At 63.7% G+C, this 25152-nt stretch carries 21 protein-coding genes; 7 read left to right on the plus strand and 14 right to left on the minus strand.

The annotated features are described in order from the left end of the window. Nucleotides 1–20 precede the first annotated feature (20 nt). The 9 genes from glpK to JN280_RS23945 all read right to left on the minus strand — a co-directional run bounded on the left by glpK (nt 21) and on the right by JN280_RS23945 (nt 10092). On the minus strand, nt 21–1514 hold the full coding sequence (gene glpK, locus JN280_RS23905) for a glycerol kinase GlpK (protein WP_202305925.1): 1494 nt from the start codon (nt 1512–1514) through the stop codon (nt 21–23). A 79-nt stretch (nt 1515–1593) separates the two neighbouring features. Further along, nucleotides 1594–3318 carry an ABC transporter substrate-binding protein gene (locus JN280_RS23910; protein ID WP_202305926.1) on the minus strand — a complete coding sequence of 575 codons (1725 nt, stop codon included), beginning with the start codon at nt 3316–3318 and terminating at the stop codon, nt 1594–1596. Nucleotides 3319–3395: 77 nt separating this feature from the next. Then, nucleotides 3396–3677 (minus strand): DUF2160 domain-containing protein, encoded by a 282-nt coding sequence (locus JN280_RS23915; RefSeq protein ID WP_202305927.1) that lies wholly within the window; start codon nt 3675–3677, stop codon nt 3396–3398. 2 nt (nt 3678–3679) lie between these two features. Continuing rightward, nucleotides 3680–4564 (minus strand): ABC transporter permease subunit, encoded by an 885-nt coding sequence (locus JN280_RS23920; protein WP_202315010.1) that lies wholly within the window; start codon nt 4562–4564, stop codon nt 3680–3682. A 49-nt stretch (nt 4565–4613) separates the two neighbouring features. Further along, a complete protein-coding gene (locus JN280_RS23925; RefSeq protein ID WP_202305928.1) occupies nt 4614–5480 on the minus strand; it encodes a carbohydrate ABC transporter permease in 867 nt (288 codons plus the stop codon). Between the two features lie 2 nt (nt 5481–5482). Continuing rightward, nucleotides 5483–6553 (minus strand): ABC transporter ATP-binding protein, encoded by a 1071-nt coding sequence (locus JN280_RS23930; RefSeq protein ID WP_202305929.1) that lies wholly within the window; start codon nt 6551–6553, stop codon nt 5483–5485. 11 nt (nt 6554–6564) lie between these two features. Beyond that, on the minus strand, nt 6565–7647 hold the full coding sequence (locus JN280_RS23935) for an ABC transporter ATP-binding protein (RefSeq protein WP_202305930.1): 1083 nt from the start codon (nt 7645–7647) through the stop codon (nt 6565–6567). Between the two features lie 20 nt (nt 7648–7667). Then, nucleotides 7668–9194 carry a glycerol-3-phosphate dehydrogenase gene (glpD, locus tag JN280_RS23940; protein ID WP_244741983.1) on the minus strand — a complete coding sequence of 509 codons (1527 nt, stop codon included), beginning with the start codon at nt 9192–9194 and terminating at the stop codon, nt 7668–7670. 133 nt (nt 9195–9327) lie between these two features. Continuing rightward, on the minus strand, nt 9328–10092 hold the full coding sequence (locus tag JN280_RS23945) for a DeoR/GlpR family DNA-binding transcription regulator (protein ID WP_202305932.1): 765 nt from the start codon (nt 10090–10092) through the stop codon (nt 9328–9330). Nucleotides 10093–10405: 313 nt separating this feature from the next. On the opposite strand from JN280_RS23945, the gene JN280_RS23950 reads away from it, so the two are divergent. From JN280_RS23950 to JN280_RS23980, 7 genes are all read left to right on the plus strand, one after another. After that, nucleotides 10406–11935: an ABC transporter substrate-binding protein gene (locus JN280_RS23950; protein WP_202305933.1), complete on the plus strand. Its 1530-nt coding sequence runs from the start codon at nt 10406–10408 to the stop codon at nt 11933–11935. Between the two features lie 90 nt (nt 11936–12025). Further along, a complete protein-coding gene (locus JN280_RS23955; protein ID WP_202305935.1) occupies nt 12026–12964 on the plus strand; it encodes an ABC transporter permease in 939 nt (312 codons plus the stop codon). A gap of 65 nt (nt 12965–13029) precedes the next feature. Continuing rightward, entirely contained in the window at nt 13030–13821 is a 792-nt protein-coding gene (locus JN280_RS23960) for an ABC transporter permease (protein ID WP_446720768.1), read from the plus strand. After that, the gene (locus tag JN280_RS23965; RefSeq protein ID WP_202305937.1) at nt 13818–15461 is read left to right on the plus strand and encodes an ABC transporter ATP-binding protein; all 1644 of its coding nucleotides are present in this window, start codon (nt 13818–13820) and stop codon (nt 15459–15461) included. Before JN280_RS23960 ends, JN280_RS23965 begins: the two co-directional genes overlap by 4 nt. 3 nt (nt 15462–15464) lie before the next feature. Further along, nucleotides 15465–16934, plus strand: a complete 1470-nt coding sequence (locus JN280_RS23970; RefSeq protein ID WP_244741989.1) for an amidase — start codon at nt 15465–15467, stop codon at nt 16932–16934. Then, nucleotides 16931–17857, plus strand: a complete 927-nt coding sequence (locus JN280_RS23975) for a MurR/RpiR family transcriptional regulator (protein ID WP_244741992.1) — start codon at nt 16931–16933, stop codon at nt 17855–17857. The genes JN280_RS23970 and JN280_RS23975 overlap by 4 nt, the downstream gene beginning before the upstream one ends. Nucleotides 17858–17892: 35 nt before the next feature. Then, a complete protein-coding gene (locus JN280_RS23980) occupies nt 17893–19086 on the plus strand; it encodes a serine hydrolase domain-containing protein (protein ID WP_202305938.1) in 1194 nt (397 codons plus the stop codon). A 306-nt stretch (nt 19087–19392) separates the two neighbouring features. On the opposite strand, the gene JN280_RS23985 is transcribed toward JN280_RS23980, so the two are convergent. The 5 genes from JN280_RS23985 to JN280_RS24005 form a co-directional block, all read right to left on the minus strand. Continuing rightward, the gene (locus JN280_RS23985) at nt 19393–20811 is read right to left on the minus strand and encodes a pyridoxal phosphate-dependent decarboxylase family protein (protein ID WP_202305939.1); all 1419 of its coding nucleotides are present in this window, start codon (nt 20809–20811) and stop codon (nt 19393–19395) included. Between the two features lie 144 nt (nt 20812–20955). Then, entirely contained in the window at nt 20956–21687 is a 732-nt protein-coding gene (locus tag JN280_RS23990; protein ID WP_202305940.1) for a proteasome-type protease, read from the minus strand. A 34-nt stretch (nt 21688–21721) separates the two neighbouring features. Beyond that, nucleotides 21722–22519, minus strand: coding sequence for a transglutaminase family protein (locus JN280_RS23995; RefSeq protein ID WP_202305941.1), 798 nt, complete (start codon nt 22517–22519; stop codon nt 21722–21724). Nucleotides 22520–22534: 15 nt separating this feature from the next. Beyond that, nucleotides 22535–23476 carry an alpha-E domain-containing protein gene (locus JN280_RS24000; protein ID WP_202305942.1) on the minus strand — a complete coding sequence of 314 codons (942 nt, stop codon included), beginning with the start codon at nt 23474–23476 and terminating at the stop codon, nt 22535–22537. Between the two features lie 133 nt (nt 23477–23609). Next, on the minus strand, nt 23610–25022 hold the full coding sequence (locus JN280_RS24005) for a circularly permuted type 2 ATP-grasp protein (protein WP_202305943.1): 1413 nt from the start codon (nt 25020–25022) through the stop codon (nt 23610–23612). Between the last annotated feature and the right edge of the window lie 130 nt (nt 25023–25152).

Here is a 25152-nt window from a genome sequence, read left to right on the forward strand (position 1 = left end):
GGCGCGGATAGGCTGGCATCTCAATGATTCGTCAGGGTGCGGCGCACAGCGTCGCGCCAGCCTTTCAGCTTCCGGCGCCGTTCCGCATCCTCCATAACGGGCTCGAACCGACGGTCGAGCGCCCAGGCTTTGGCGAATTGCCGGGCCTTCGGCCAGACGCCGGCCTTGGAGCCCGCCAGCCAAGCGGCGCCCATCGCCGTCGTCTCCAGGATCGTCGGGCGGTCGACCGGCGCGTCGAGAATGTCGGCAAGGCGCTGCATCGTCCAGTCCGACGCCACCATGCCGCCATCGACACGCAGCACGGTCTTGGCCTTGCCGTCGCGCCAGTCCTTCTTCATTGCGTCGAGCAGGTCGCGTGTCTGGAACGCGACGGAATCGAGCGTAGCGCGCGCGAATTCCGCGGGCCCCGTGTTACGGGTGAGGCCGAAGATCGCGCCCCTCGCCTCCGCATCCCAATGCGGCGCCCCCAGGCCGACGAAGGCCGGGACGAGATAGACGTCCTGCGTGGGGTCGGCCTTTGCCGCCAACTCGCCGCTGCGCTGCGCATGGCCGATCACCTTGAGCCCGTCGCGCAGCCATTGCACGGCGGCGCCGGCGACGAAGATCGAGCCTTCCAGCGCATAGGTGGTCTTGCCGTTCAGCCGGTACGCGATGGTCGTCAGCAGCCTGTTCTTCGAGCGGACCAGATCGGCGCCGGTGTTCAGCAGCGCGAAGCAGCCGGTGCCATAAGTCGACTTCATCATCCCGGGCTCGAAACATGCCTGGCCGATCGTCGCGGCCTGCTGGTCGCCGGCGACGCCGAGGATTCTTATCGGGGCGCCGAACAGGCCGGCATCGGTCGTGCCGAAGTCGGCGGCGCAGTCCTTCACCTCGGGCAGCAGCGCGGCCGGGATGCGCAGGATCTCGAGAAGCTCGGGATCCCAGGCATTGGTCGCGATGTTGTAGACGAGGGTGCGCGAGGCGTTGGTGGCATCAGTGGCGTGGACCTTGCCGCCTGTCAGCCGCCAGATCAGGAAGCTGTCGATGGTGCCGGCCAGCAGTTCGCCCTTTTCGGCGCGCTTGCGAGCGCCCTTAACATTGTCGAGCAGCCAGGCGATCTTGGTTCCGGAGAAATAGGGGTCGAGCAAAAGGCCCGTCTTCTTCGTGAAGACTTTTTCCAACCCCTGCCTCTTGAGCCTGGCACAGAGCGGCGCGGTACGCCGATCCTGCCACACGATCGCCTTGTGGATCGGCTTGCCGGTGGCCTTCTCCCAGATCACCACGGTTTCGCGCTGGTTGGTGATGCCGATCGCGGCGATCTCGCGAGCCTCCCGACCGGACGCATCGATGGCCGCCCTGCAGGTCGCAATGATGCTTTCCCAGATTTCCTCGGGGTCATGCTCCACCCACCCGGATGCGGGATAGAACTGCTCGAACTCCTTCTGGCCGGCGCCGACGACCTTCAAGGCGCCGTCGAACACGATCGCTCGGCTCGATGTGGTTCCCTGGTCAATCGCGAGGATCAATCCGGTCATATATCCCTCTTCCTCCACATGAACAGGGGAGCCGGCCTGACGCCGCCTCCCCTGACTTCGCATCGGCTGGCGCGTTCCGCTACTTGCTCCAGCTCTTGACCAACTCGTCGTAGTTGACGGTGATCGGCTTTTCCTTCTCGTTCTCGACCTTGAGCTGCGGCGCAAGCTTGCCGGCCTTCACTGCTTCGGCATTCCAATAGGCCAGATCGTGCTCCTCCGCCATCTTCGGGCCGATGTCGCCCTGGACGCCGGCGCGCTCGAGGCGTTCCAGCACCTTCTCCTGGTCGGCGCAGAGCGAGTCCATCGCCTCCTGCGCGGTCTTGGCGCCCGACGAGGCATCGCCGATCGCCTGCCACCAAAGCTGCGCCAGCTTCGGGTAGTCCGGCACATTGGTGCCGGTCGGGGTCCACTGCACCCGCGCCGGCGAGCGATAGAACTCGATCAGGCCGCCGAGCTTGGGCGCACGGTCGGTGAAGCTCTTGTGCTGCAGGGTCGATTCGCGGATGAAGGTCAGGCCGACGTGACTCTTCTTGACGTCGACAGTCTTCGACGTGACGAATTGCGCGTAGAGCCAGGCGGCCTTGGCGCGATCGTCCGGCGTCGACTTCATCAGCGTCCACGAGCCGGCGTCCTGGTAGCCGAGCTTCATGCCGTCCTTCCAGTAGACGCCATGCGGCGACGGCGCCATGCGCCACCTCGGCGTGCCATCGGCATTGACGACAGGCAGGCCATCCTTGACCATGTCGGCGGTGAAGGCGGTGTACCAGAAGATCTGCTGTGCGATGGCGCCCTGCGCCGGCACCGGGCCGGACTCCGAGAATGTCATGCCCTGGGCTTCCGGCGGAGCGTAGGCCTTCATCCAGTCGAGATATTTCTCGATCGAATAAACGGCCGCCGGGCCGTTGGTGTCGCCGCCACGCGCCACGCAGGAGCCGACCGGCCGGGAGTTCCCATCGACCTTGATGCCCCATTCGTCGACCGGCCGTCCGTTGGGGATGCCCTTGTCGCCATTGCCGGCCATCGACAGCCAGGCGTCGGTAAAACGCCAGCCGAGCGAGGGATCCTTCTTGCCGTAGTCCATGTGGCCGTAGATCTTCTTGCCGTCGATTTCCTTGCCGGTGAAGAACTCGGCGATATCCTCATAGGCCGACCAGTTGACCGGGACGCCGAGGTCGTAGCCGTATTTGGCCTTGAAGTCGGCCTTGTTCTTCTCGTCGTTGAACCAGTCGTAGCGGAACCAGTAGAGGTTCGCGAACTGCTGGTCGGGAAGCTGGTAGAGCTTGCCGTCCGGCGCGGTCGTGAAGGATTTGCCGATGAAGTCGTCGACGTCGAGATTGGGGTTGGTGACGTCCTTGCCCTCGTTGGCCATCCAGTCGGTCAGGCTGCGGGCCTGCTGGTAGCGCCAGTGGGTGCCGATCAGGTCGGAATCGTTGATATAGGCGTCGTAGATGTTCTCGCCCGACTGCATCTGGGTCTGCAGCTTCTCCACCACGTCGCCTTCGCCGATCAGGTCATGCGTGATCTTGATGCCGGTGATGTCGGAGAACGCCTTGGCCAGCACCTTGGATTCGTATTCATGGGTGGTGATGGTTTCCGAGACGACCTTGATGTCCATGCCGGCAAACGGCTTGGCGGCATCGATGAACCACTGCATCTCGGCTTCCTGCGCTGCCCGGTCGAGCGTCGACATGTCGCCGATCTCGCCGTCGAGGAAGGCCTTGGCCTCGTCCATTCCGGCATAGGCCTGGCCGGCGCCGATCAATAGCGCAAGCGCCGTCGTCGATGTTAATATGTGCCGTCGCATTTCGTTTCCTCCCTATCAAAGGTTGCAAGTGCGATCGGAGCGGTCGCCGGCACGCGGCCGCTCCGGCATTTCCCTCCCTAGACGAACCGGAATACGCCGACGGCGTACAGGATCGAGAGGGCGAGAGCCCACCACAGGTTGGGCCCGACGAGGCCCAGCCAAGCGAGATGGATGAAGGCGCTGCCGAGCAGCGACAGGAACAGGCGGTCGCCGCGGGTCGTTTCGAAGCGCAGCAGCCCGACGCGCGGATTGCCGCCCGGCGAGACATATTCCCACACCGCCATGGCCGCCAGCAGCAGGAAGATCGTGGCGAAGAAGATCGCCGTCGGCCACGTCCAGGCCATCCAGGAGAAGTTCATGATCAGACTCTCCCCAGGGCGAAGCCCTTGGCGATGTAGTTGCGAACGAACCAGATCACCAGCGCGCCCGGGATGATGGTCAGCACGCCGGCTGCCGCGAGCACGCCCCAGTCCAGGCCGGAGGCCGAAACCGTGCGCGTCATGATCGCGGCGATCGGCTTGGCGGCGGTGGTGGTCAGTGTGCGGGCGATCAGCAGCTCGACCCAGGAGAACATGAAGCAGAAGAAGGCGGCAACGCCGATACCGGATGCGATCAGCGGCACGAAGATCTTCACGAAGAAACGCGGGAAGGAATAACCGTCGATATAGGCGGTCTCGTCGATCTCCTTGGGCACGCCGGACATGAAGCCTTCCAGAATCCAAACCGCGAGCGGCACATTGAACAGGCAGTGGGCGAGTGCAACGGCGATATGGGTGTCGATCAGGCCGAAGGCGGAATAGAGTTGGAAAAAGGGCAGCGCGAACACAGCCGGCGGCGCCATGCGGTTGCTGAGCAGCCAGAAGAACAGGTGCTTGTCGCCGAGGAAACGGTAGCGCGAGAAGGCGTAGGCCGCCGGCAAGGCCACGGCGATCGAGATCACCGTGTTCATGACGACATAGATGATCGAGTTGATGTAGCCGGAATACCAGGACGGGTCGGTGAAGATGACCATGTAGTTGCGCAGGGTCGGGTTCTGCGGCCACAGCGAGAAGGTGCCGAGAATCTCCTGGTTGGTTTTGAAGCTCATGTTGACGAGCCAGTAGATCGGCAGCATCAGGAAGATGATGTAGAGGGTCGGAACCAGCCACCAGAAGCGGGACTCCTCGCCGCGCCGACGCATCCGCCGCGCCAGCGCATCGTCCGCCACAGTCGCCGAAGGTGCCGTCCTGGCTTCGGCAGTGCGCATCAGGCGCTCGGCCGTGGTATCGGCGGTCTGATCCTTGATCGACGTCATGTCACTTCTCCACGCCGACATTGGTCATAACGGTGTAGAACACCCATGACAGCAGCAGGATGATCAGGAAGTAGACGATCGACATCGCCGCGGCCGGTCCGAGATCGAACTGTCCCACCGCCATCTTGACCAGGTCGATCGACAGGAAGGTGGTGGAGTTGCCCGGCCCGCCGCCGGTGACGACAAAGGGCTCGGTGTAGATCATGAAACTGTCCATGAAGCGAAGCAGCACGGCAATGAGCAGCACGCGGTTCATCTTGGGCAACTGGATGTAGCGGAAGATGGCCCAGCGCGAGGCGCCGTCGATCTTGGCTGCCTGGTAGTAGGCGTCGGGGATCGAGACCAGTCCGGCATAGCAGAGAAGGACCACGAGGCTGGTCCAGTGCCAGACGTCCATGACGATGACCGTCACCCACGCATCGAACGGGTCGTTAACATAGTTGTAGTCTATGCCGAGGGCCGAGAGCGTGTAGCCCAGCAGGCCGATGTCGATGCGGCCGAACACCTGCCAGATGGTTCCAACGACGTTCCACGGGATGAGCAGCGGCAACGCCATCAGCACCAGGCAGACCGGAACGCCCCAGCCCCTGCGCGGCATGTTCAGCGCGATCAGAATGCCGAGCGGGATCTGGATGGCCAGGATGATCGCCGAGAAGATGAGGTTGCGGCCCATGGCCGCCCAGAAGCGATCGGAATGCAGGATCTCCTCGAACCATTCCGAGCCCACCCAGAAGAAGACGTTGTTGCCGAATGTGTCCTGCACCGAATAGTTGACCACTGTCATCAGCGGGATGACCGCCGAGAAAGCCACCAGCAGCAGAACCGGCAGCACCATGAACCAGGCCTTGTTGTTCCAGGTCTTTTCCATGGTCAGGCTCCGAGCTCGACACGCCAGGAATCGGCGTAGAGATTGATGCCGGCAGGATCGAAGCCGACGCGCGGATCGGCGGGCACTTCCTCGTCCTCGCCGACGATGGCCGCGATCGGGCGCCCCTCGAGCGACGCGCGCACGATCTTCTGACGGCCGATGTCCTCGACCTTGGTGATAGAGACGGGCATGCCCTCCCGGCCGAGGCGAATGAATTCGGGCCGGATGCCGAGTTCGATCCTGCCGCCGGGAACGGTCCTGGGGGATACAGGCAGCGCGATCGCCTGCCCGCCGAGGCGCGCCGTGGTGCCGTCGAGTGTGACCGGCAGCACGTTCATGCCCGGCGAGCCGATGAAATAGCCCACGAAAGTGTGCCTAGGACGCGCGAAGAGCTCGTCCGGCGTGCCGATCTGCACGATGCCGCCGTCATACATGACCACCACCTGCTCGGCGAAGGTCAGCGCCTCGGTCTGGTCGTGGGTGACGTAGACCATGGTGAAGCCGAAACGGCGGTGCAACTGCTTCAACTGCGACCGCAATACCCATTTCATATGCGGGTCGATGACCGTCAGCGGCTCGTCGAACAGAATGGCGTTGACGTCGGAGCGTACCAGGCCGCGGCCGAGCGAGATCTTCTGCTTCTGGTCGGCCGTCAGCCCCTGTGCCTTGCGCTGCGCCCTTTCGGCAAGGCCGATCATGTCGAGCGTCTCGCGCACCTTGCGATCCACCTCGGCCTCCGGCACGCCGCGATTGCGCAGCGGGAAGGCAAGGTTGTCGTAGACGCTCATCGTGTCGTAGACGACCGGGAACTGGAACACCTGGGCGATGTTGCGCTCTTGCGTCGACAGGCGGGTAACGTCGCGGCCGTCGAAAGACAGCGACCCGTGCGAGGGACGCAGAAGCCCCGAGATGATGTTGAGCAGCGTGGTCTTGCCGCAGCCCGACGGCCCCAGCAGCGCATAGGCGCCGCCGTCGTCGAAGGTGTGATGCACCTCCTTCAGCGCAAAATCGGCATCCGAGCGCGGGTTCGGCATGTAGGCATGACGGATATGATCGAGGTCGACGCGTGCCATTGTCCCTGCCCTCAAGCCGCCATTTTGGGCGCGGCCGCAACCGCGCAACCGGCCTCGTCGAACACCATGATATGGCGATGGTCGATGAAGACCTCGATCCTGTCGTCGGGGGCGAAGGCTTTGATGCCCGGCGTCAGCATCACCCAGCGCGCATCGGCGAAATCGAGATGGACGAAGCTCTCCGAACCGGTGATCTCCGTGACCGACACTTTTGCCGTCACCGAGACGGCGTCGGTGCTGGGTCGCGCCAGGGAAAGATGGTGGGGCTGGAAGCCGATCGTGTAGATGCCGTCGGCAATACCGGCGACATCCGCCGGCACCGGGAGATCGACCCCGCCGTCGAGCCGGAAGCTGGCGCCTGATTTGCGCAGCGCGATGGTGTTGAGCGGCGGGTCGGAAAAGGTCAATGCGGTGACCAGGTCGACAGGCCTGCGATAGACCTCGACGGTAGGCCCGAACTGCGTGACCCGTCCTTCCGACAGGGTGGCCGTGTTGCCGCCCAAAAGCAGCGCCTCGTGCGGCTCGGTGGTGGCATAGACGAAGATCGCCCCGGTCTCGGCGAAAATCCTGGGCAACTCGGCGCGCAATTCCTCGCGCAGCTTGTAGTCGAGATTGGCGAGCGGCTCGTCGAGCAGCACCAGCCCGGCATTCTTGACGATCGCGCGCGCCAGCGCCGTGCGCTGCTGCTGGCCGCCGGAGAGGTTGAGCGGCGTGCGATCGAGATAGGGCGTCAGCTGCAGGAGATCGGCGGCGCGCCGCACTTCGCGGTCGATCCGGTCGCGCGCCGCGCCCGCGACCCTCAGCGGCGAGGCGATGTTCTCGTAGACCGTCATCGCCGGATAGTTGATGAACTGCTGGTAGACCATGGCGATGTTGCGCTTCTGTACCGGCATGCCGGTGACGTCGCGACCGTCGAACCAGACTGAGCCGGAGGTTGGCACGTCGAGACCCGCCATCAGCCGCATCAGCGACGTCTTGCCCGACAGCGTCGGGCCGAGCAGCACGTTGAGCGAGCCGTGCTGAAGCGACAGCGAAACGTCGCGGATGTGATCCGCTCCCGCCATCGTCTTCGATACGTTCCTCAGTTCCAGCATGCCCCCTCCAATATCCTGGGCTACTCTGCCGCTGCGTTCCGGGAGCCGGCGCCCCCGCGCATGAAGCGGTCGAGCGCGGCCGCCTCGTCGCGGCTCACGCGAAGCCCCCGTTTCGTACGACGCCACAGGACGTCGTCCGCCGTCTCCGCCCATTCGTGGTTCATCAGATAACGCAGTTCCGCCTCGTAGAGGTCGGCGCCGAAATTGCGGCCGAGGTCGGCCGCCGACCGCGCCTCTCCCAGAACGGTCTTCGCGCGGGTTCCGTAGAGGCGGACCAGCCGTCGCGCATGGGCGGCTTCCAGGAATGGATAGGCCGCGGCGAGCTGCCGGACCTGGTCGGCGAACGAACCGGCCGGGAAATCGCCGCCCGGCAAGGCCGCATCGGCTGTCCATGGGGCACCTTTCCTGCCAAGGAAACCCTCGATCTTCTCCAGCATGGCTTCCGCCAACCGGCGATAGGTCGTGATCTTGCCGCCGAAGACGTTGATGATGGGTGCCCTGCCCTCGCCGCCATCCGCCTTCAGCACATAGTCGCGGGTCGCTTCCTGCGCCTTGGACGCGCCGTCGTCATAGAGCGGCCGAACGGCCGAATAGGTCCAGACGATATCCGCGCGCCGGACCGGGGCCGAGAAATACTCGCTCGCGGCATTGCAGAGATAGTCGGTCTCGGCGTCGCTGATGTGCACTTCATGCGGGTCGCCGCCAAAGTCGCGGTCGGTCGTGCCGATCAGAGTGAAATCGTCTTCATAGGGGATGGCGAAGATGATCCGGCCATCCCTGTTCTGGAAGAAGTAGGCGCGCGGATCATCGAACTTCTTCGAAACGACGATATGGCTGCCCTGAACCAGGCGCACATTGTGGACATCGTTCTGGCCCAGCGCGCCCGCGAGAACATGATCGATCCAGGGGCCGCTGGCGTTGACCAGAAGCTTGGCCTTCACCTGCTCGACCGCATGGGTCCTCAAATCCTCCAGGTCGATGGTCCAGTGGGCGTCCTCTCGCCGCGCGCCGACCACCCTCGTGCGGGTGCGGATCACAGCGCCACGATCGGCCGCATCGCGTGCGTTCAGCACGACCATGCGTGCATCGTTGACCCAGCAGTCCGAATATTCGAAGGCGCGCGTGAAGAGCGGCTTCAGCGGCTTTCCGGCAGGATCGCTGCGCATATCGAGCGACCGCGTCGCCGGCAGGAGCCTGCGGCCGCCGATGTGGTCGTAGAGGAAAAGCCCGAGCCTGAGAAGCCAGGCAGGGCGAAGGCCGACGGCATGAGGGAGCACGAAGCGCATCGGCCAGATGATGTGCGGCGCGTTCTTCCAGAGGACCTCGCGCTCCATGAGGGATTCGCGCACCAGCCGGAACTCGTAATGCTCGAGATAACGCAGCCCGCCGTGGATCAGCTTGGTGGAGCCGGACGACGTGCCGCTGGCCAGATCGTCCATCTCGGCGAGATAGACCGAATACCCGCGACCGACGGCGTCACGCGCAATGCCGCAGCCATTGATGCCTCCGCCGATGACGAAGATGTCGTGGATCACAGGTCGATCCAAGCGCTCCCTCCCACTTTCGCAGCGCAGCATGATGCTGTTCTATTCGAAAACGTTTGTGGATTATTTCGAAATCATTACGAATGTCAAACGAAATATCTCCGCCAGCGCGGGTCCCTGTCGGAGCCGGCGAGGTTCACCGTATCGTCTCGATCATCTGGACCTCGGCCTCCTCGCAGATCTTGCGAACCGACGCGATGTCGCAGCGATCGGTGATGAAAGTGTCGACCTGGCTGAGATGGCCGATGCGGACCGGCGCCGTACGCTCGAACTTGGTGGCGTCGGACACCAGGATGACATGGCGCGAATTGGCGATGATCGCCTGCGCCACCTTCACCTCGCGAAAATCGAAATCGAGCAGCGCCCCGTCATGGTCGATCGCAGACGCGCCGATGACGGCATAATCAACCTTGAATTGCTTGATGAAATCGACGGCGGCCTCGCCGACCACGCCTCCGTCCGAGCCGCGCACGACTCCACCCGCGATCACCACCTCGATCGAAGGATAGACGCGCATCCTATTGGCCACATTGATGTTATTGGTGATGACCATCAGCCCGTGATGATCGAGCAACGCCTTGCTGACCGCCTCGGTCGTGGTGCCGATATTGATGAAGAGCGAGGCGTTGTCGGGGATCAGTCGTGCCGCCGCCCGCCCGATCGCATCCTTCTCCTCCGCGGCGATCTTGCGCCGCGCCTCATATTCCATGTTCTCGATACCCGAGGGGAAGAGCGCGCCGCCGTGGACGCGGGTCAGAAGACGCTGTTCGCAAAGGTCGTTGAGATCCTTGCGGATCGTCTGAGGCGTGACGTTGAAATGCGTCGCGAGTTCATCGACCAGGACGCGGCCATTGTCCTTTGCCATCTGGATGATCTCGGTGTGGCGCGGCGACAAGAACACGGTCAGGTCCTTTCGTTTTCGTTTTTTGCTGCTTCATTCGAAAACGAAAGCACGCGGGTGTCAATCCTCGTTAGGCTCGATCGGTTCTGTAATCCACCCGGCGTCGGCAAGCCGGACCGTATCCGGCAGGACACTCCGGATTCGCTCGGCGAGCCCGGTCCACACTGCTGGATTGCGATCGCCTTCGCCGCCCGGCCGGAAAGGACGCGAGCGCGACTGTTAGTAATGCAACGTCAGTGTTGACTGATGTGGCGTTTCTAACATAGCCTCGCTGCCGGTGTTGAAGGAAACACCGACGCAACGGGAGGAAGGAATGGCACATCTCAAGGGTGCCCGCGCGTTCGCCGCGGGAATGATGCTGGCTTTGTCATCGGCCGCGGTTCTCCCGGCGTCGGCAAGCGATTTCATTCGCATCGTTTCGCCCTATCCGACGACGACGCTCGATCCGATGCGCTCCGCAGCGGCCGGAAACATCGAGACCTACGGTCAGCTTTACGCCAGGCTCCTGCAGCGCAATCCGGCGTCGGGAGCGCTGGAACCGGCGCTTGCCGAGAGCTGGCACATTTCCGGCGACAACCTCACCTACACATTCCATCTGCGCGACACGCAGTTCTCCGACGGCTCGCCGATCACTGCCGATGACGTTGTCTTCAGCCTCGAGCGCATCCGCACCGACAAGCAGGCTGCCTATTCGGCGCCGCTGAGCGCGGTCGAATCCGTGGCGGCAGCCGATCCGAAGACGGTCGTGATCAAGCTGAAATCGGCTTTCGCTCCCTTCCTCGGCAATCTCGAGATCTGGAACATGGGCATCGTGTCCAAGGCCAGCGTCGAGAAAGAGGGAGCGGAAAAGGCGTTCTCGGCCATTCCGGTCACTTCGGGCCCTTATGCGGTGAAGGAATGGAAGCCGAACGAGAAACTCGTGCTGGTTCCCAACCCGCATTACTGGCGCCAGGGATATCCGAAGTCGGACGCGACCGTCGAACTCATCGAGATCGCATCGCCCGACACCCGCATCGCCATGCTTAAGGCCGGCGAGGTCGATGTCGCGCGGGCGGTGCAGTGGACGCAGATCGAGGATCTCAGGGCGGCCGAGGATGTCGAGGTGCGGTTCGAGCCCTCGACCATCATCAACATGACACTGCTCAACAACAGGCGCGAACCGTTCTCGAATGTGAAGGCGCGGCAGGCGGCGGCTTCCGCCATCGACAACAAGGCGATGACCAAGGCGATCACACTCGGCTATGCCAAGCCCGCCAACACCACCTTGCCCGGAGGCGTCGATTTCCACGACAAGGATCACCCCGGGATCCCGTATGACGTCGCCAAGGCGAAACAGCTGTTGTCGGAGTCCGGGATGGAAGGCCGCGAGGTGAAGATCCTCGCCACGACGGGCACAGTCGAGCAGCAGACCGCGCTGCTCCTCCAGGCTCAGTGGCAGGCCATCGGTCTGAAACCGGTCATCGTCAATGTCGATTCCGGCGCCTGGTGGGACGCGACCGGGAAGGGCGAATACGACGCCGCGGCGACCTGGTGGTACAACGAGGTTCCCGATCCGGACCTTGCCGTGCGCTGGGCGCTCTGCGGGAGCTGCGGCTCCAATTCCTTCAACACCTTCTACGAGAACAAGAAGGTAGACGAACTCGTCGAGATGGGAACGAAAGAGACCGACCCCGGCAAGCGAGCCGAGATCTACAAGGAGATCCAGAAGATCAGCACGGAAGAGGTCTCGCAGATCCCTCTCTACTATCCGCCGAACGCGGTCGCGTATTCGAAGCGCCTCGAGGGGATCAAGCTGCTGCCGACGTTGCAGTGGACGCTGGAGGACGCGACGATCGTCAAGTGATCCGGAACGGCGTGCCGCCTGCCGCCCCGGTGGCGGGCGCATGGTGTCGCGGTCCTGAAATTCTCGACAGCTCGATATCCGGAGGATCGGATGAGCTTCCTACCAATCCTTGTCCGCCGGCTGCCGCAGTTGTTCGGCGTGTTGGCCGGCATCTCGGTGGTGACGTTCCTCCTGCTGCACATGGCACCGGGCGACCCGGCGCGTCTACTCGCCGGAGACCGCGCGAGCGCGGAAACGGTGGCTGCGATCCGCGTGCAGTACGGACTGGACCTGCCGCTGTGGCGGCAGTTCGTCACCTATGTCCTCAATCTCCTCGGCGGAGATCTCGGCCAGTCGCTTCGCTTCCAGCGGCCGGTCGGCGAACTCATCCAGCGTTTCATGTGGCCGACCTTGTTCCTGACCGGCTATGTCGTCTGTCTTACAGTGCCCCCCACCATCGTGCTTGCGATCACCAGCGCCCGCCGCCCCGGCGGAACGGCCGATCAGATCATCCGTGTGCTCGGCATCGCGGGACTCACGATACCCGTCTTCTGGCTCGGCATCATGATGTTGCGCCTCTTCGGCGTCGCGCTCGGCTGGTTTCCCGTCTCAGGCTACGGGCAAGGCTTCTTCGGTCATCTGCATCACCTTTTTCTGCCAGCGCTCTCGACCGCGATCTGGCTCGTGCCGGTGCTGACCCAGAGCTTGCGAGCCGCGCTGATCGAGCGCGCGACCGCGGATTTCGTGACGGCCGCGCGGGCTCAGGGCGCCAGCGAAAGAGAGATCTTCTGGGGTACCATCCTGCCCAACGCCGTCCTGCCCACGCTCAACCTGTTCGGCGTCATGGTGGCTTTCATGATCGGCGGCGCCATCATAGTGGAGACGGTCTATGCCGTACCCGGCCTGGGTTCCCTGATGATCAGCGCATTGCTCGGGCGGGACTACTATGTGGTGCAAGGCCTCACCCTGATCTTCGCGGTTGCGACCGTCGTGATCACCCTGGTCGTCGATATCATTTCTGCCCTCATCGATCCGCGCGTCCGCCTCTGAGGAAAGCAGCGATGTCGAATGCCTTGCCTGAAGCCTTACCGCACCGTGCCCGCCCGACATTCACCATGGCGGTGGCGATCGCCCTACTGGGAGGATGGCTGTTTCTGGCGCTCTCGGCCCCCTTGATCGCCCCTTATGAACCCGATGCGGTGGATATCCTCAACATGCTCGCCCCGCCGAGCGCCGGGCATTGGTTCGGGACGGATCAGGTCGGTCGCGACGTCTTCTCGCGTGTGCTATTCGCTGCGCGCGTCGACCTGTTCCTCTGTGTCATGGGCGTGCTGCCGCCGCTCCTCATCGGAACGGCGGTGGGTCTCGCCAGTGGCTATTTCGGCGGTCTCACCGACGGTGTCTTCATGCGCCTCTACGATCTCACGGTCGCGTTCCCGTTCTTCGTCCTGGTGCTTGCCATCGTCGGCGTGCTCGGGCCCGGCCTCGTGAATTTCGTGATCGCGCTCGCCCTGGTGGGCTGGGTGAGTTATGCGCGTCTCGTGCGGGCCGAGGTGCTGACCGTACGCGAGAGCGAATACATCCAGGCCGCTCAATGCCTCGGTTATCCGCGGCGCGCCATCCTGCTGCGCCATGTCTTGCCGAACGTCATCGGGCCAGTCATCGCCTATGCCGTCAGCGATGCCGTGCTGGTGATGCTGGCCGGGGCATCCTTCGGTTTTCTCGGCATGGGTGCGCAGCCGCCAACGGCCGAATGGGGCGTGATGATCGCGGACGGTCAGGCTTTCGTACAGCAAGCCTGGTGGATCTGTCTGTTTCCGGGGCTCGCTGCCATCTCGCTTGGCCTTGGCTTCGCCTTTCTGGGCGACGGGCTCGGCCAGATGCAACGCCGACAGGCTGCAGCATGACCGAAAAATCGAGCGTGGAGCCGTCATTGCTGCAAGTCGAAAACCTCTCGATCGGCTTCGGCCGGGTCCCGACGGTCAGGGGCGTTTCCTTCGCCTTGGGCGCCGGCGAAATTCTCGGGATCGTCGGCGAAAGCGGCTCGGGCAAATCGATAACCTGCCGGGCACTGATGGGACTGCTCCCCGCGACCGCGGCGGTTGCCGGGCGGATAAGCCTCGAAGGACGCGATCTGCTCGATCTCGGCGAGCGCGACTGGTGCGGCATTCGTGGCCGTGACATGGCCATGATCTTCCAGAATCCGGCCTCGCATCTCGATCCGCTTCGCCGTATCGGCAACCAGGTCGCCGCGCCTGTGGTGCGCCACCTCGGCATCAGCCGGCGTGAGGGGCTGCAGCGCGCGGTCGAGCTGCTGGACGATGTTGGCATCCGCGAGCCGGAGGCGCGCGCCAGATCCTATCCGCATGAGTTCTCCGGCGGCATGAAACAACGCGCCATGATCGCTGCGGCGATCGGCTGCGGTCCGAAGCTTCTCATCGCCGACGAGCCCACGACGGCGCTCGACGTGACCGTCCAGGCGCGCATCCTGAAACTGCTCAAGGATCTCAACCAGCGGCACGGGCTCGCCATCATCCTGGTCTCGCACGATCTCGGCGTGATCGCCGACATCTGCTCCCGCGTGGTCGTCATGCGGCACGGTGAAGTGGTTGAGCAAGGTCCGATCGACGACGTGATCCATCGCCCGCGGCACCCCTATACGAAGCTGCTGATAGAGTCCCAGCCCGGCCGTCGCGGCCTCCCTTCCCGGCCGGCGGCAGAGTATGCGGCACCCTTGCTCAGCGTCGAGAAGCTCTCCGTTTCCTTTCCCGTCAAACGCAGCCTGGCCGGTGGATTGAGCGGTGGCTCCTTCCTCGCGCTCGACGGTATCGAACTCCAGGTCGCTGCCGGCGAAACAGTCGGGATCGTCGGTGAAAGCGGATCGGGCAAAAGCACTCTCGCCCGAACTATCATCCGGCAGAACCGGCCGAGCAACGGCACGATCCGCCTTGACGGGCAGGATGTCCATGCGCTCGGCGGCGAAGGGCTGCTACGCTTCCGGCGCCGCGTGCAGATGGTGTTCCAGAACCCCTATGACTCCCTCAATCCGCGCATGACGATCGCGGAGGCTGTCGCCGAACCAATCTGGAGGCACGGCCTTGCCGACCGCCGGGCGGCGAGGAATCAGGCCGACGAACTGCTCGACATGGTCGAGCTTCCCGCTGCGCTGCGCGAGCGCAAGCCGCGCCAGCTTTCCGGCGGGCAGTGCCAGCGCGTCGGACTTGCCCGGGCGCTCGCGCTGCAGCCTGAAATCCTCATCGCGGACGAGATCACTTCGGCGCTCGACGTGACCACGCAGGCGCAGATCCTGGAGCTTCTGGTCCGCCTGCAGCGTGAACGGTCCCTCACTTTGCTCTATATCTCCCATGATCTTTCAGTGGTGAGCAGCTTCTGCCAGCGCGTCTATGTATTCAAGGCCGGACGTGTCGTGGAGAGCGGGCCGGCGCGCCAGGTCCTGACGACCCCTCAGGCTCCCTACACCCAGGAACTGGTCGGCTCGCTCACGCAGCTGTTGCCTGTCTCCCATCCAGTTCCCGCAACGGTGTGATCAATGCGTCTCGACGAATATGTGACCTATGACGGAACCGGTCTTGCCGAGTTGCTCGCCAGGGGCGAGGTCACGCCCAACGAATTGGGCGTCTGCGTGCAGGCAGCCGTCGCTGCGGTCAACCTCGAGATCAATGCCGTTGTCGAACTCTACCGCGACGCGCTCGAGGCCCTTCCGTCCGCTTCGCTCGGCGGGCCGCTTCACGGCATCCCGACCCTGACGAAGGATTTTCCGGTCGAGGCCGGCCGGCCGGCCGAGTTCGGGAGTCGCCTCGCCCAGGGCTTCCGAGCCCCCCACGACGCCTGCTATTGGACACGCCTGCGCAAGGCGGGGCTCGTCAATGTCGGACGGACGACCAGTTCGGAGTTCGGCGTGCCGGCCACGACCGAGACGCTGCTCTACGGCGCGACCCGCAACCCTTGGGATACGGCGCTCGGCGTCTCGGGATCGAGCGGCGGGGCGGCAGCGGCCGTTGCGGCAGGCATTGTTCCTTTTGCGCAGGGCAGCGACGGCGGCGGGTCGATCCGAAACCCGGCGTCGTTCTGCGGACTGATCGGGCTGAAGCCGTCGCGTGGCCGTATCACCGGCTCGCCCGGATCGAACGCGCCGCTCCTCGGGCTGGCGACAGGCTTCATGCTCACACGCTCGGTGCGCGACACGGCCCTTCTGCTCGACCTCTGTCACGGCCCGGATGTGGGCGACGGCTACGAGATCGTCCGACCGGAAGGTGCCTATCTCGAAGCGATCACCCGGCCACCGAAGCGGTTGCGCATCGCGCTCGTTACGCGGTCCTGGTCGGAGACGACGGTCGATCCTGAGGTGGCGGCGGTGGTGGCTGCGACCGGCGCCAGGCTGGAGCGGCTGGGGCACTACGTGGACATCGCCGCGCCTTCGTTCGACTATATTACCTTCCTGGCCGCGCAGAAGTCCATCTGGGCGGCCGATAGCGCGGCCGGCTTGCCTTTGATGGCCGCACGAATGGGACGAGAGATCGACAATGGGACGCTTGGCGCAAGTGTGCTCGCGCTCTATCGCCACGGGCTGACACTAAGCGGCGCGCAGCTCATGACGGCGCTTGGTGTCTATGATGCGCTGACCAGGGAAATCGGCAGGTTCTTCGAGCGCTACGATCTGCTGCTCACCCCGACCAGTGTCATTCCACCCGAGCCGTTGGGGACATATGATCCGGCCCGACCGGGCATTGACGTGGACGACGTCTTCGCGGATCTGGAGCCGAAAGAGACTTTCACGGCATTGTTCAACGCGACCGGCCAACCGGCGATATCTCTGCCGACCGGCCGCACCCGCAACGGACTGCCGATCGGCGTCCAGTTCGCCGCACGCTTTGGGCGTGAGGATCTGTTGCTTGCCCTCGCCCGCGAGCTCGAAGAGGAATTGAGCGACGGCCCAGGCATATGGAGCCAGGGGCGGCCCCGGTGCATGCCGGCAATCACCAGGGATAAAGAGCTTTGAGCAAGACGCGAGACGGCACGTCGACGAAACCACGCAGCGAGTGGAGCAAGATCGACATCGAGGAGCTCCTGCGCGCACGCATGGATACGTTCTCGCCATCGGAACAGAGCCTAGCGGCACATCTGCTCGACAACATCCATATCCTGCCGTTCGAAACCGGCACGAGCATCGCCCAGGCCGTCGGCGTGAGCGAGATGACCGTGACGCGCTTCATCCGCGGCCTCGGCTTCGACAATCTACGAGACCTCAAGAACCGGCTGCGCGACGCCACGGCCGACAAGGACAGTGACATCGACGACTACATGACCCGTTTCCAGGTACGGAACGGCCGGCAACAGGTCTTGCAGGAGAGCCTGCGCCTGGAGCTCGACGCAATCGTCAAGGCCTATGCTTTGACCGCGACCGAGGTTTGGGAGGAGGCGACCGAGGCGTTGGCGACGACACGCACGATCTACGTCGTCGGATTCCAGGCTTCAAAGGGGCTCGCCATGGATTTCGCCAGCCGCCTGCTCTGGGCCCGGCCCAATGTCGTCTTCATCGACAATGCCAGCGGAACCTTCGGCGAGATCGTCAACGCCGATCCCAAGCACAGTCTGGTCGTGCTGGTGGACACGGCCACCTATGCGACGCGGGGCATAAGGCTCGTCGAAAAGCTGAAGTCTCTCGACCTGCCGCTCGTCATCGTGACCGACAAGTTCAGCCATTGGGCCTACGCCTATACGCGTTTCGTCTTCGAGGCGCATACGCATGTGAAGACGTTCTGGGATTCGACCGCGAGCCTCAGTGTGATCCTGAACCTGCTGATCGACACCGTCGCCATCAAGCTCGGTCCGAAGGCCAAGCGCAACTTCTCGATGATGAGCGATCTCGGCAACCTGTTCGGGGAGTTCGTCGGCGGCAGCTATCTGCGCCGCAAAAACTGAACCTCGCTCGACAACCTCCAGCGAAAGAACACGGCATGAGCAGCGACGGCGTTTCCCACTTCCGCGATCCGACAGCCTCCGGCGCGCCGGTCATTCCGCGCGCGGAATGGGATCGCGCCCCCTGGAACCGCTGGACCTTCCAGCACGTGCGCCACTTGCTGCCGACCGCGCAGGTGTGGCGCGGTGAAGGGCCTGCGTCGCCCCTGCCCGTCGCGCTGCGCGACATCGATGATGTCGGCTTCGACATCGACGGGCGCTACGAGACGATCGAGACGTTCCTGCGCACGAGCTATGCCGATGGTTTCCTCGTCCTGCATCGCGGCGCGGTCGTCGCCGAGCGATATCTCAACGGCATGACGGCGCGAACGCCTCATTTGTCCCAGTCGGTGGCGAAATCGATCGTCGGCACGGTTGCCGGCATCCTCGCTGGCCGTGGCGTGGTCGATCCGGCGGCGCCGGTCACCGCCTACCTGCCGGAACTCGAAGCGACGGCCTACCGCGGTGCGACCGTGCAACATGTGCTCGACATGACCAGCGGCGTCCTGTTTGACGAAACCTATACCGCGCTCGATTCCCATATGGCCCGGCTCGATGTCGCCTCCGGCTGGAAGGACAGTTCCGACCCATCCTGGCCCGGAACGGTGTGGCAGCTCATCCTCGGCCTCACGGATGCGGAATGCCCGCACGGCGCCTCCTTCCGCTATCGGTCGATCGAAACCGACGTGCTCGCTTTCGTCCTGCAGAGGGCCGCGGGAACCTCGATCGCCGAACTCGTCAGCCGGGAGTTGTGGGCGCCGATGGGGGCGGAGGAGGACGCCTATTTCACCATCGATCCGGCAGGATACGGGCTCGCCGATGGCGGCTTCAACGCGACGCTTCGGGATTATGCCCGTTTCGCCCTCATGCATCTCGACAACGGCCGGATCAACGGGCGGCACATCGTGCCCGCGGACTGGCTCGCGGAGACACGGGCGGGCGCGCGCGCCGACCGGTTCGGCGGCGTCTATCACGACGTGCTGCCCAAAGGCGCCTATCACAACCAGTTCTGGATCGAAGACGGCGAACGGCGCGCCTACATGGCGCGCGGCGTGTTCGGGCAGATGATCTATCTCGACCCCGAGGCGTCCTTCGGCGCAGTGGTGTTGTCGAGCTGGCCGGAATTCGTGAGCGCGCAGCGCACCCGAACCGCGCTCGCCGCCCTGCATGCCGTGCGTGCGGCCTTGGCTTGACTCCATTGTGTCACAAAGCTGGTCTCAAGAGGGTCGTTGACAGCACGGACATCGAGCGAGGTTATGCGTCAAGAGGACGGCGAGGCGCTTTGGCAGGCTTCATACATGAAGCCGAGGCCGCACGCATTGCCGCTCAACAGGCCCGGCTCATCGGCGCGCTTCTGCATCCGCTCGCCGACGACCGGACGGCCCCGGCCTCCTTGCGGGCACACTCGCGCCGACCCATGACCGGCTGAAGCAGGCACTTGGGAACTGAGCCCCGCGCAAGCCCGGGGATGCGGATCGGTGCCGCCGAACTCGCGGAGATCAGCCTTTGCCCAACCTTGCCGCCACCTCGACGATCACGTCGAATGCGGCGTCGACATCGGCTTCGGTCGCTTCGAACTGGCCTGCCTGGAAACGGACAGCCACTTTTCCATCGACGCGAGTCTGCGTCAGATAGATGCGGCCATCATCATTGATTTCGTTGACCAGCCGCAGATTGTGGGCGTCCGCATCCTCGCCGGGATTCGGCGCATGCCGAAACGAGAACAGCGACAGCATCGGCTCCGTTACGATCTCGAAGCCGGGCTTCTCCGCGAGGCGGCCGGCCAGCGCGGCACTCCAGGCGACATGGTTGCGGATCATCGTCCGCAGCCCTTCGAGGCCATGCGCGCGCAGCAGGAACCACAGCTTCAGGGCGCGGAACCGGCGGCCGAGCGGCACGGACCACTCCGAATAGTTGACTATGCCGTCCTTGCCATGTGTCTTGAGATATTCCGGCTGGATGGCAAGTGTCTTCACCAGGCTTTCGGGATCGCGGACGAACTGCACCGAACAGTCGAACTGTGCGCCGAGCCATTTGTGCGGGTTGAAGACGATCGAATCCGCTTCGTCCACTCCCGCCCAGAAATGCCGGAACTCCGGGCAGATCATCGCGGCGCCGGCCCAGGCGGCGTCGACATGGACGTAGAGGCCTTCACGTTTCGCCAGCGCCGTCACGGCGCTGATGTCGTCGGTGCCGCCCACGCTGGTTCCGCCCACGCAGGCGACGATCCCGGCAGGCAGGAGGCCGGCCGCCCTGTCGGCGAGGATCGCCCGCTCCAGCGCGTCGACGTCGATGCCCCGCCAGCGGCCGGCCGTCGGGATGCGGACATGGTTGTCGGCGCCTACGCCGGAGACCCAGATTGCCCTGTCGACCGAAGTATGTACCTGATCCGACGAGTATATCCGCACCGGCCTCTGCCCCGCCAAGCCCTTGGCGTTTCCCTGCCAGGACAAGGCGCGCTCCCGCATGGTGAGGACGGCTGCAAGGGTTGCAGACGACGCCGAGTCCTGGATGACGCCCGAGAAGCCTTGCCGCAGGCCGAGCGCCAGGCGCAGCCAGTCGATCATCACAGTCTCGAGTTCGGTCGCGGCAGGCGAGGTCTGCCAGAGCATGCATTGGGCAGCCATCGTCGTGACCAGATATTCCGCAACGACTGACACGGGTGCGGAATTGGCGGGGAAGTAGGCGAAGAAGCGGGGATGCTGCCAGTGCGTCATGCCCGGGACGATCTTCTGCTCGAAATCGGCGAAGATCCTTTCCATAGGCTCGGCCTGTTCCGGCGGGGAGGTCTCGATCAAAGCAGCAATATCACCCGGTTGGGTGCGTGGCCGGACGGGGCGATCGCGCAGGCCCTGCCTGTAGTCCGCGCCCCAGTCGGCGGCCCTCCTCGACCAATTGCGGAAATCGTCACCGTGCATGTCTTCACCTCCCTCCCTTCATTCGGTCGATGAGACCGTTCCTGGATCGATTTAATTAACGCGTGAAATATCTATAGCGTACTTCGCCACCGCGATCCAGCGTCTCTTGTCAAAGGCAACCAGCCATAACGACCGAACAAACCTTTATTCCGGGAAATCCGGCAGGCTCGCGAAAGCGGACTTCAGGGCGTCTGACCACCCCTCCGTCACGGTCCTGTAATAGGGATCGTCCTGGCTGATGCGCTTCTTCAGCTTCACGGCGAAGCTGTCGCGCTCGTAGAATAGGAGGTCGAGCGGCAGGCCGACGGAAAGGTTGGAGCGCAAGGTGGAATCGAACGAGACCATCAGCAGCTTGGCGGTCTCGGCGAAGCTCATCTGGCGGTCAAAGGCCCTCACGATGATCGGCTTGCCGTATTTCGTCTCCCCGATCTGGAAAAACGGCGTGTCGTCACTCGCTTCGACGAAGTTGCCTTCCGGATAGATCATGAACAGGCGAGGCTCGCTGCCCCGGACCTGGCCGCCGAGAATGAAGGATGCGTTGAAGGCGGCATCCGCCCTCTGTCCGTCCGGCGAGGAACTGGCAATGACCTCCTTGACCGTGTTCCCGACGAGCCTGGCCGTCTGATACATGGACGGCGTCTCCAAGAGCGTCGGTGCCCTCTCGGAAACCGCCTTCGTACGCTCGTCGAGCAGGCTGACGACGGCCTGCGTGGTAGCGAGGTTCCCGGCGGACATGAGCACGATCAGGCGCTCTCCGGGTTCCTCCCACACATGCATCTTGCGGAAGGTCGATATGGAATCGATGCCGGCATTGGTGCGGGTGTCCGACATGAACACCAGTCCCCGGTCGATCTTGAGCCCAACGCAATAGGTCATCGCATTCCGTCTGAAATAGTCGCGGCCGGGGCAATTACTGCTCTACGGTTATGCGGACTGCAAGGCGTTCTTCGGCCTGCCCCAACAGAATTCCGGAGACGGGCGCAGCCTCGCGATAGTCACGGCCAGTGGCCAGCCTTACGTAACGCTCGTCCGGCGAGATGCCGTTGGCGGCGTCGAATGCCACCCAGCCGAGATTGTCGACATGCGCTTCGGCCCAGGCGTGGCTTGCCGCCTGCTCGCTCGTCCCTTCCATCATCAGATAGCCGCTGACGTAGCGCGCGGGATAGCCGAGATGGCGTGCTGCGGCGATGAAGATGTGAGCGTGATCCTGGCAGACGCCGGTCTTCTGGGCGAGCGCGCCCTCCGCCGGCGTCGCCGCGTCGGTGCTGCCCGGCACGTATTTCACATGCTCGCCGATCAGACCCATCAGTCGGTGTAGCCGGTCGATCTGGCCGCCGCTCGATCCTGTCTCGCCGGCGAGCGCCGCTATGCCATGTCCGGCCTCGGTCAGCGGCGTCTCCCGTGCGAACAGCCAGAGCGGCGTGAAGCCGCGATGTGGGCCGGTGACACCGGCCTTGTCTGATGTCTCGACCTCGCCGGAGGCTTCGACGCTGATGACGTGCGGCTCTCCCTCGACGCTGATCAGCCGGGTGTCGTTGCCGAAATGGTCGATGAAGCGAAGCTCCTCGCGCGCGCCGTCGATCGAGAGGTTCCAATGCCCGATGATCTGTGTCGGCCCGGCCAACGGCACAAGCCGCAGCCGCTGCAGCGCGTAGAGGATCGGAACGTCGTAGCGGTACTCGGTGCGGTGCGTGATCTTGAGACGCATGTCGAAGAGCCTCCGCTAATAGAACCGATAGTCCGCAGCGATCTCCTCGCCGAAGCGGTTGTTGCTCCTGACAAAGGCGTCGAGGAACTCGTGCAGGCCGGTGTCGAAGATCTCCTTGATCTCGCTGCTCTTGAGCTGGGTCAGCGTCTTCTCCGCAGTTCCGTGGCATGGCAGCCTCAACCCGTATTCGGCTGCCCTGAAGCCGAGATGCTCGACAATGAAGCGGTAGCAGAAAGTGAGCGAGCGCGGCATGCGGCCGTTGAGGATCAGGTAGTCGGCGATGTTGGTCGGCTTGTAGTCGCCTTCGTAGACCCAGCGATAGGACCGGTGCGCCGCGACCGAACGCAGGATGGATTCCCACTGGTAGTTGTCGAGCGACGATCCCACCCAGGAGATCGAAGGCAGAAGCACGTAATATTTCACGTCGAGGATTCGGGCGGTGTTGTCGGCTCGCTCGACATAGGTGCCGATCTGGGCGAAATCGAAGATCTCGTTGCGCAGCATGGTTCCGTAAAATGCGCCGCGGATCAAAGCCGTCTCGCGCTTGATCGTGTCGAGCGCCTTCGGCAGGTCGCGCTCGTCGATCGGCCCGGCGAGCATGCGTTTCATCGCCATCCAGGCTTCGTTGATGCTCTCCCAGGTCTCGCGGGTGAGCGCGGTCCGCACCATGCGCGCGTTCATGCGGGCCGTCTCCATGGCCGCCATGGCGCTCGACGGGTTACTCATGTCGCGAAGCAGGAAGTCGGAGACGGTCGCGGCGGAATATTCGCTGTGTCTCTCGCAAAAGGCTTTTTCGGCGGCCGCGCTGATGACGACCGACGTCCACTCCTCGGAGGCGTTGTGCGAGCGCGTCAGGGCCATTCTGAGCCCGGCATCGACCAGCCGGGCCATGTTCTCCGCCCGCTCGATATAGCGGTTCATCCAGTAGAGGCCGTTGGCGGTGCGTCCGAGGAGCATGTCAGATAACCATCGGAGAGAGCGAGTAGCGAGTAGCGAATAGCGAATAGGGGAAGAGGCGAAGTGATTTCATCGTGGTTCTGCTACCCTCCTCTTGCCCTACTCGCTATTCGCTACCCACTATTCGCTGTCTCTAGTCATCCAACACCCACGTATCCTTGGTGCCGCCGCCCTGCGAGGAGTTGACGACCAGCGATCCTTCCTTGAGCGCGACACGCGTCAAGCCGCCCGGCACGATCTGGATACGGTCCGAGACGAGCACGAAGGGGCGCAGGTCCACGTGACGGGGCGCAAGGCCCTTCTCGGTCAGGATGGGGCAGGTCGACAGCGAAAGTGTCGGCTGCGCGATGTAGTTGGACGGCCTTGCGGCGAGCTTCTTCGCAAAAGCCTCGCGCTCCTTCTTCGATGCCGTCGGTCCGACCAGCATGCCATAGCCGCCAGAACCGTGAACCTCCTTCACCACAAGTTCGTCCAGATGCTCGAGCACATATTTCAGGTTGTCGGGTTCGGAGCAGCGGAAAGTGCGGATGTTCTCCAGGATCGCCTTGCGACCGGTGTAGAACTCGATGATTTCCGGCATGTAGGAATAGATCGCCTTGTCATCGGCGATTCCCGTGCCGGGCGCATTGGCGATGGTGATGTTGCCCGCGCGGTAGACATCCATGATGCCGGCGACGCCGAGCGCCGAATCCGGACGGAAGCTGAGCGGATCGAGGAACGCGTCGTCGACACGGCGGTAAAGCACATCGATGCGCTTGTAGCCCTCCGTGGTGCGCATCGCGACATGGCCGTCGACCACTCGGAGATCAGTACCCTCGACCAGTTCCACGCCCATCTGGTCTGCGAGGAAGGCGTGCTCGAAATAGGCCGAGTTGAAACTGCCGGGGGTCAGCACCGCGATGCAAGGCGCGTCCTTCACGCCGTTCGGGCGCACCGCTGCCAGCGACTGGCGCAGGAGCTGGGGATAGTTTTCGACCGGCCGCACCTTGACGCGCTGGAAGAGCTCCGGGAAGAGCTGCATCATGGTCTCGCGGTTCTCCAGCATGTAGGAGACGCCCGACGGAGTGCGGGCATTGTCCTCCAGCACGTAGAACTCGTTCTCGCCGGTCCTGACGATGTCGACCCCGATGATGTGAGTGTAGACGCCGGCCGGGGGTCTCACTCCGATCATTTCAGGCAGGAAGGCTTCGTTCGCGGCGATGAGCTGCTTCGGTATGCGCCCGGCGCGCAGGATCTCCTGGCGGTGATAGATGTCGTCGAGAAAGGCGTTCAGCGCCTGTACGCGCTGCTCGATGCCCTGGGTGAGGCGGCGCCATTCCGAGCCCGAAATGATGCGCGGTACGATGTCGAAGGGAATCAGCCGTTCCGCCGCCTCCTCCTCGCCATAGACGGCGAAGGTGATGCCGGTCTTGCGGAAGACGCGTTCGGCGTCGCTGGTCTTTTCGGTGAGGCGTGCCGGATCCTGCTCCTGAAGCCAGCTGTCATAAGCCGAGTAAGGCTTTCTAAGGCCGGTATCGCCCGGCTTCATTTCGTCGAACGCAACCACGCGCGCACTCCCTCTTGGCCCCATTTGAAGATGGGTCGAAGAAGAAAAGCAAGCGCAATCGCATGGTTGCTGCGCGAGAGTTCAGCCGTGCTCAGGGCATGGGCAGAAGATCGCCGATCGGTGCAGTCCA

The sequence above is a fragment of the Mesorhizobium sp. L-8-10 genome (assembly GCF_016756635.1).
Taxonomy (GTDB): domain Bacteria; phylum Pseudomonadota; class Alphaproteobacteria; order Rhizobiales; family Rhizobiaceae.

Bases quoted from the DNA above. Each gene is read 5' to 3' on its own strand.
- glpK (WP_202305925.1), bottom strand. From the start codon at position 1,514: ATGACCGGATTGATCCTCGCGATTGACCAGGGAACCACATCGAGCCGA.
- JN280_RS23910 (WP_202305926.1), bottom strand. From the start codon at position 3,318: ATGCGACGGCACATATTAACATCGACGACGGCGCTTGCGCTATTGATC.
- JN280_RS23915 (WP_202305927.1), bottom strand. From the start codon at position 3,677: ATGAACTTCTCCTGGATGGCCTGGACGTGGCCGACGGCGATCTTCTTC.
- JN280_RS23920 (WP_202315010.1), bottom strand. From the start codon at position 4,564: ATGCGCACTGCCGAAGCCAGGACGGCACCTTCGGCGACTGTGGCGGAC.
- JN280_RS23925 (WP_202305928.1), bottom strand. From the start codon at position 5,480: ATGGAAAAGACCTGGAACAACAAGGCCTGGTTCATGGTGCTGCCGGTT.
- JN280_RS23930 (WP_202305929.1), bottom strand. From the start codon at position 6,553: ATGGCACGCGTCGACCTCGATCATATCCGTCATGCCTACATGCCGAAC.
- JN280_RS23935 (WP_202305930.1), bottom strand. From the start codon at position 7,647: ATGCTGGAACTGAGGAACGTATCGAAGACGATGGCGGGAGCGGATCAC.
- JN280_RS23950 (WP_202305933.1), top strand. From the start codon at position 10,406: ATGGCACATCTCAAGGGTGCCCGCGCGTTCGCCGCGGGAATGATGCTG.
- JN280_RS23955 (WP_202305935.1), top strand. From the start codon at position 12,026: ATGAGCTTCCTACCAATCCTTGTCCGCCGGCTGCCGCAGTTGTTCGGC.
- JN280_RS23960 (WP_446720768.1), top strand. From the start codon at position 13,030: ATGGCGGTGGCGATCGCCCTACTGGGAGGATGGCTGTTTCTGGCGCTC.
- JN280_RS23965 (WP_202305937.1), top strand. From the start codon at position 13,818: ATGACCGAAAAATCGAGCGTGGAGCCGTCATTGCTGCAAGTCGAAAAC.
- JN280_RS23970 (WP_244741989.1), top strand. From the start codon at position 15,465: ATGCGTCTCGACGAATATGTGACCTATGACGGAACCGGTCTTGCCGAG.
- JN280_RS23980 (WP_202305938.1), top strand. From the start codon at position 17,893: ATGAGCAGCGACGGCGTTTCCCACTTCCGCGATCCGACAGCCTCCGGC.
- JN280_RS23985 (WP_202305939.1), bottom strand. From the start codon at position 20,811: ATGCACGGTGACGATTTCCGCAATTGGTCGAGGAGGGCCGCCGACTGG.
- JN280_RS23990 (WP_202305940.1), bottom strand. From the start codon at position 21,687: ATGACCTATTGCGTTGGGCTCAAGATCGACCGGGGACTGGTGTTCATG.
- JN280_RS23995 (WP_202305941.1), bottom strand. From the start codon at position 22,519: ATGCGTCTCAAGATCACGCACCGCACCGAGTACCGCTACGACGTTCCG.
- JN280_RS24000 (WP_202305942.1), bottom strand. From the start codon at position 23,476: ATGCTCCTCGGACGCACCGCCAACGGCCTCTACTGGATGAACCGCTAT.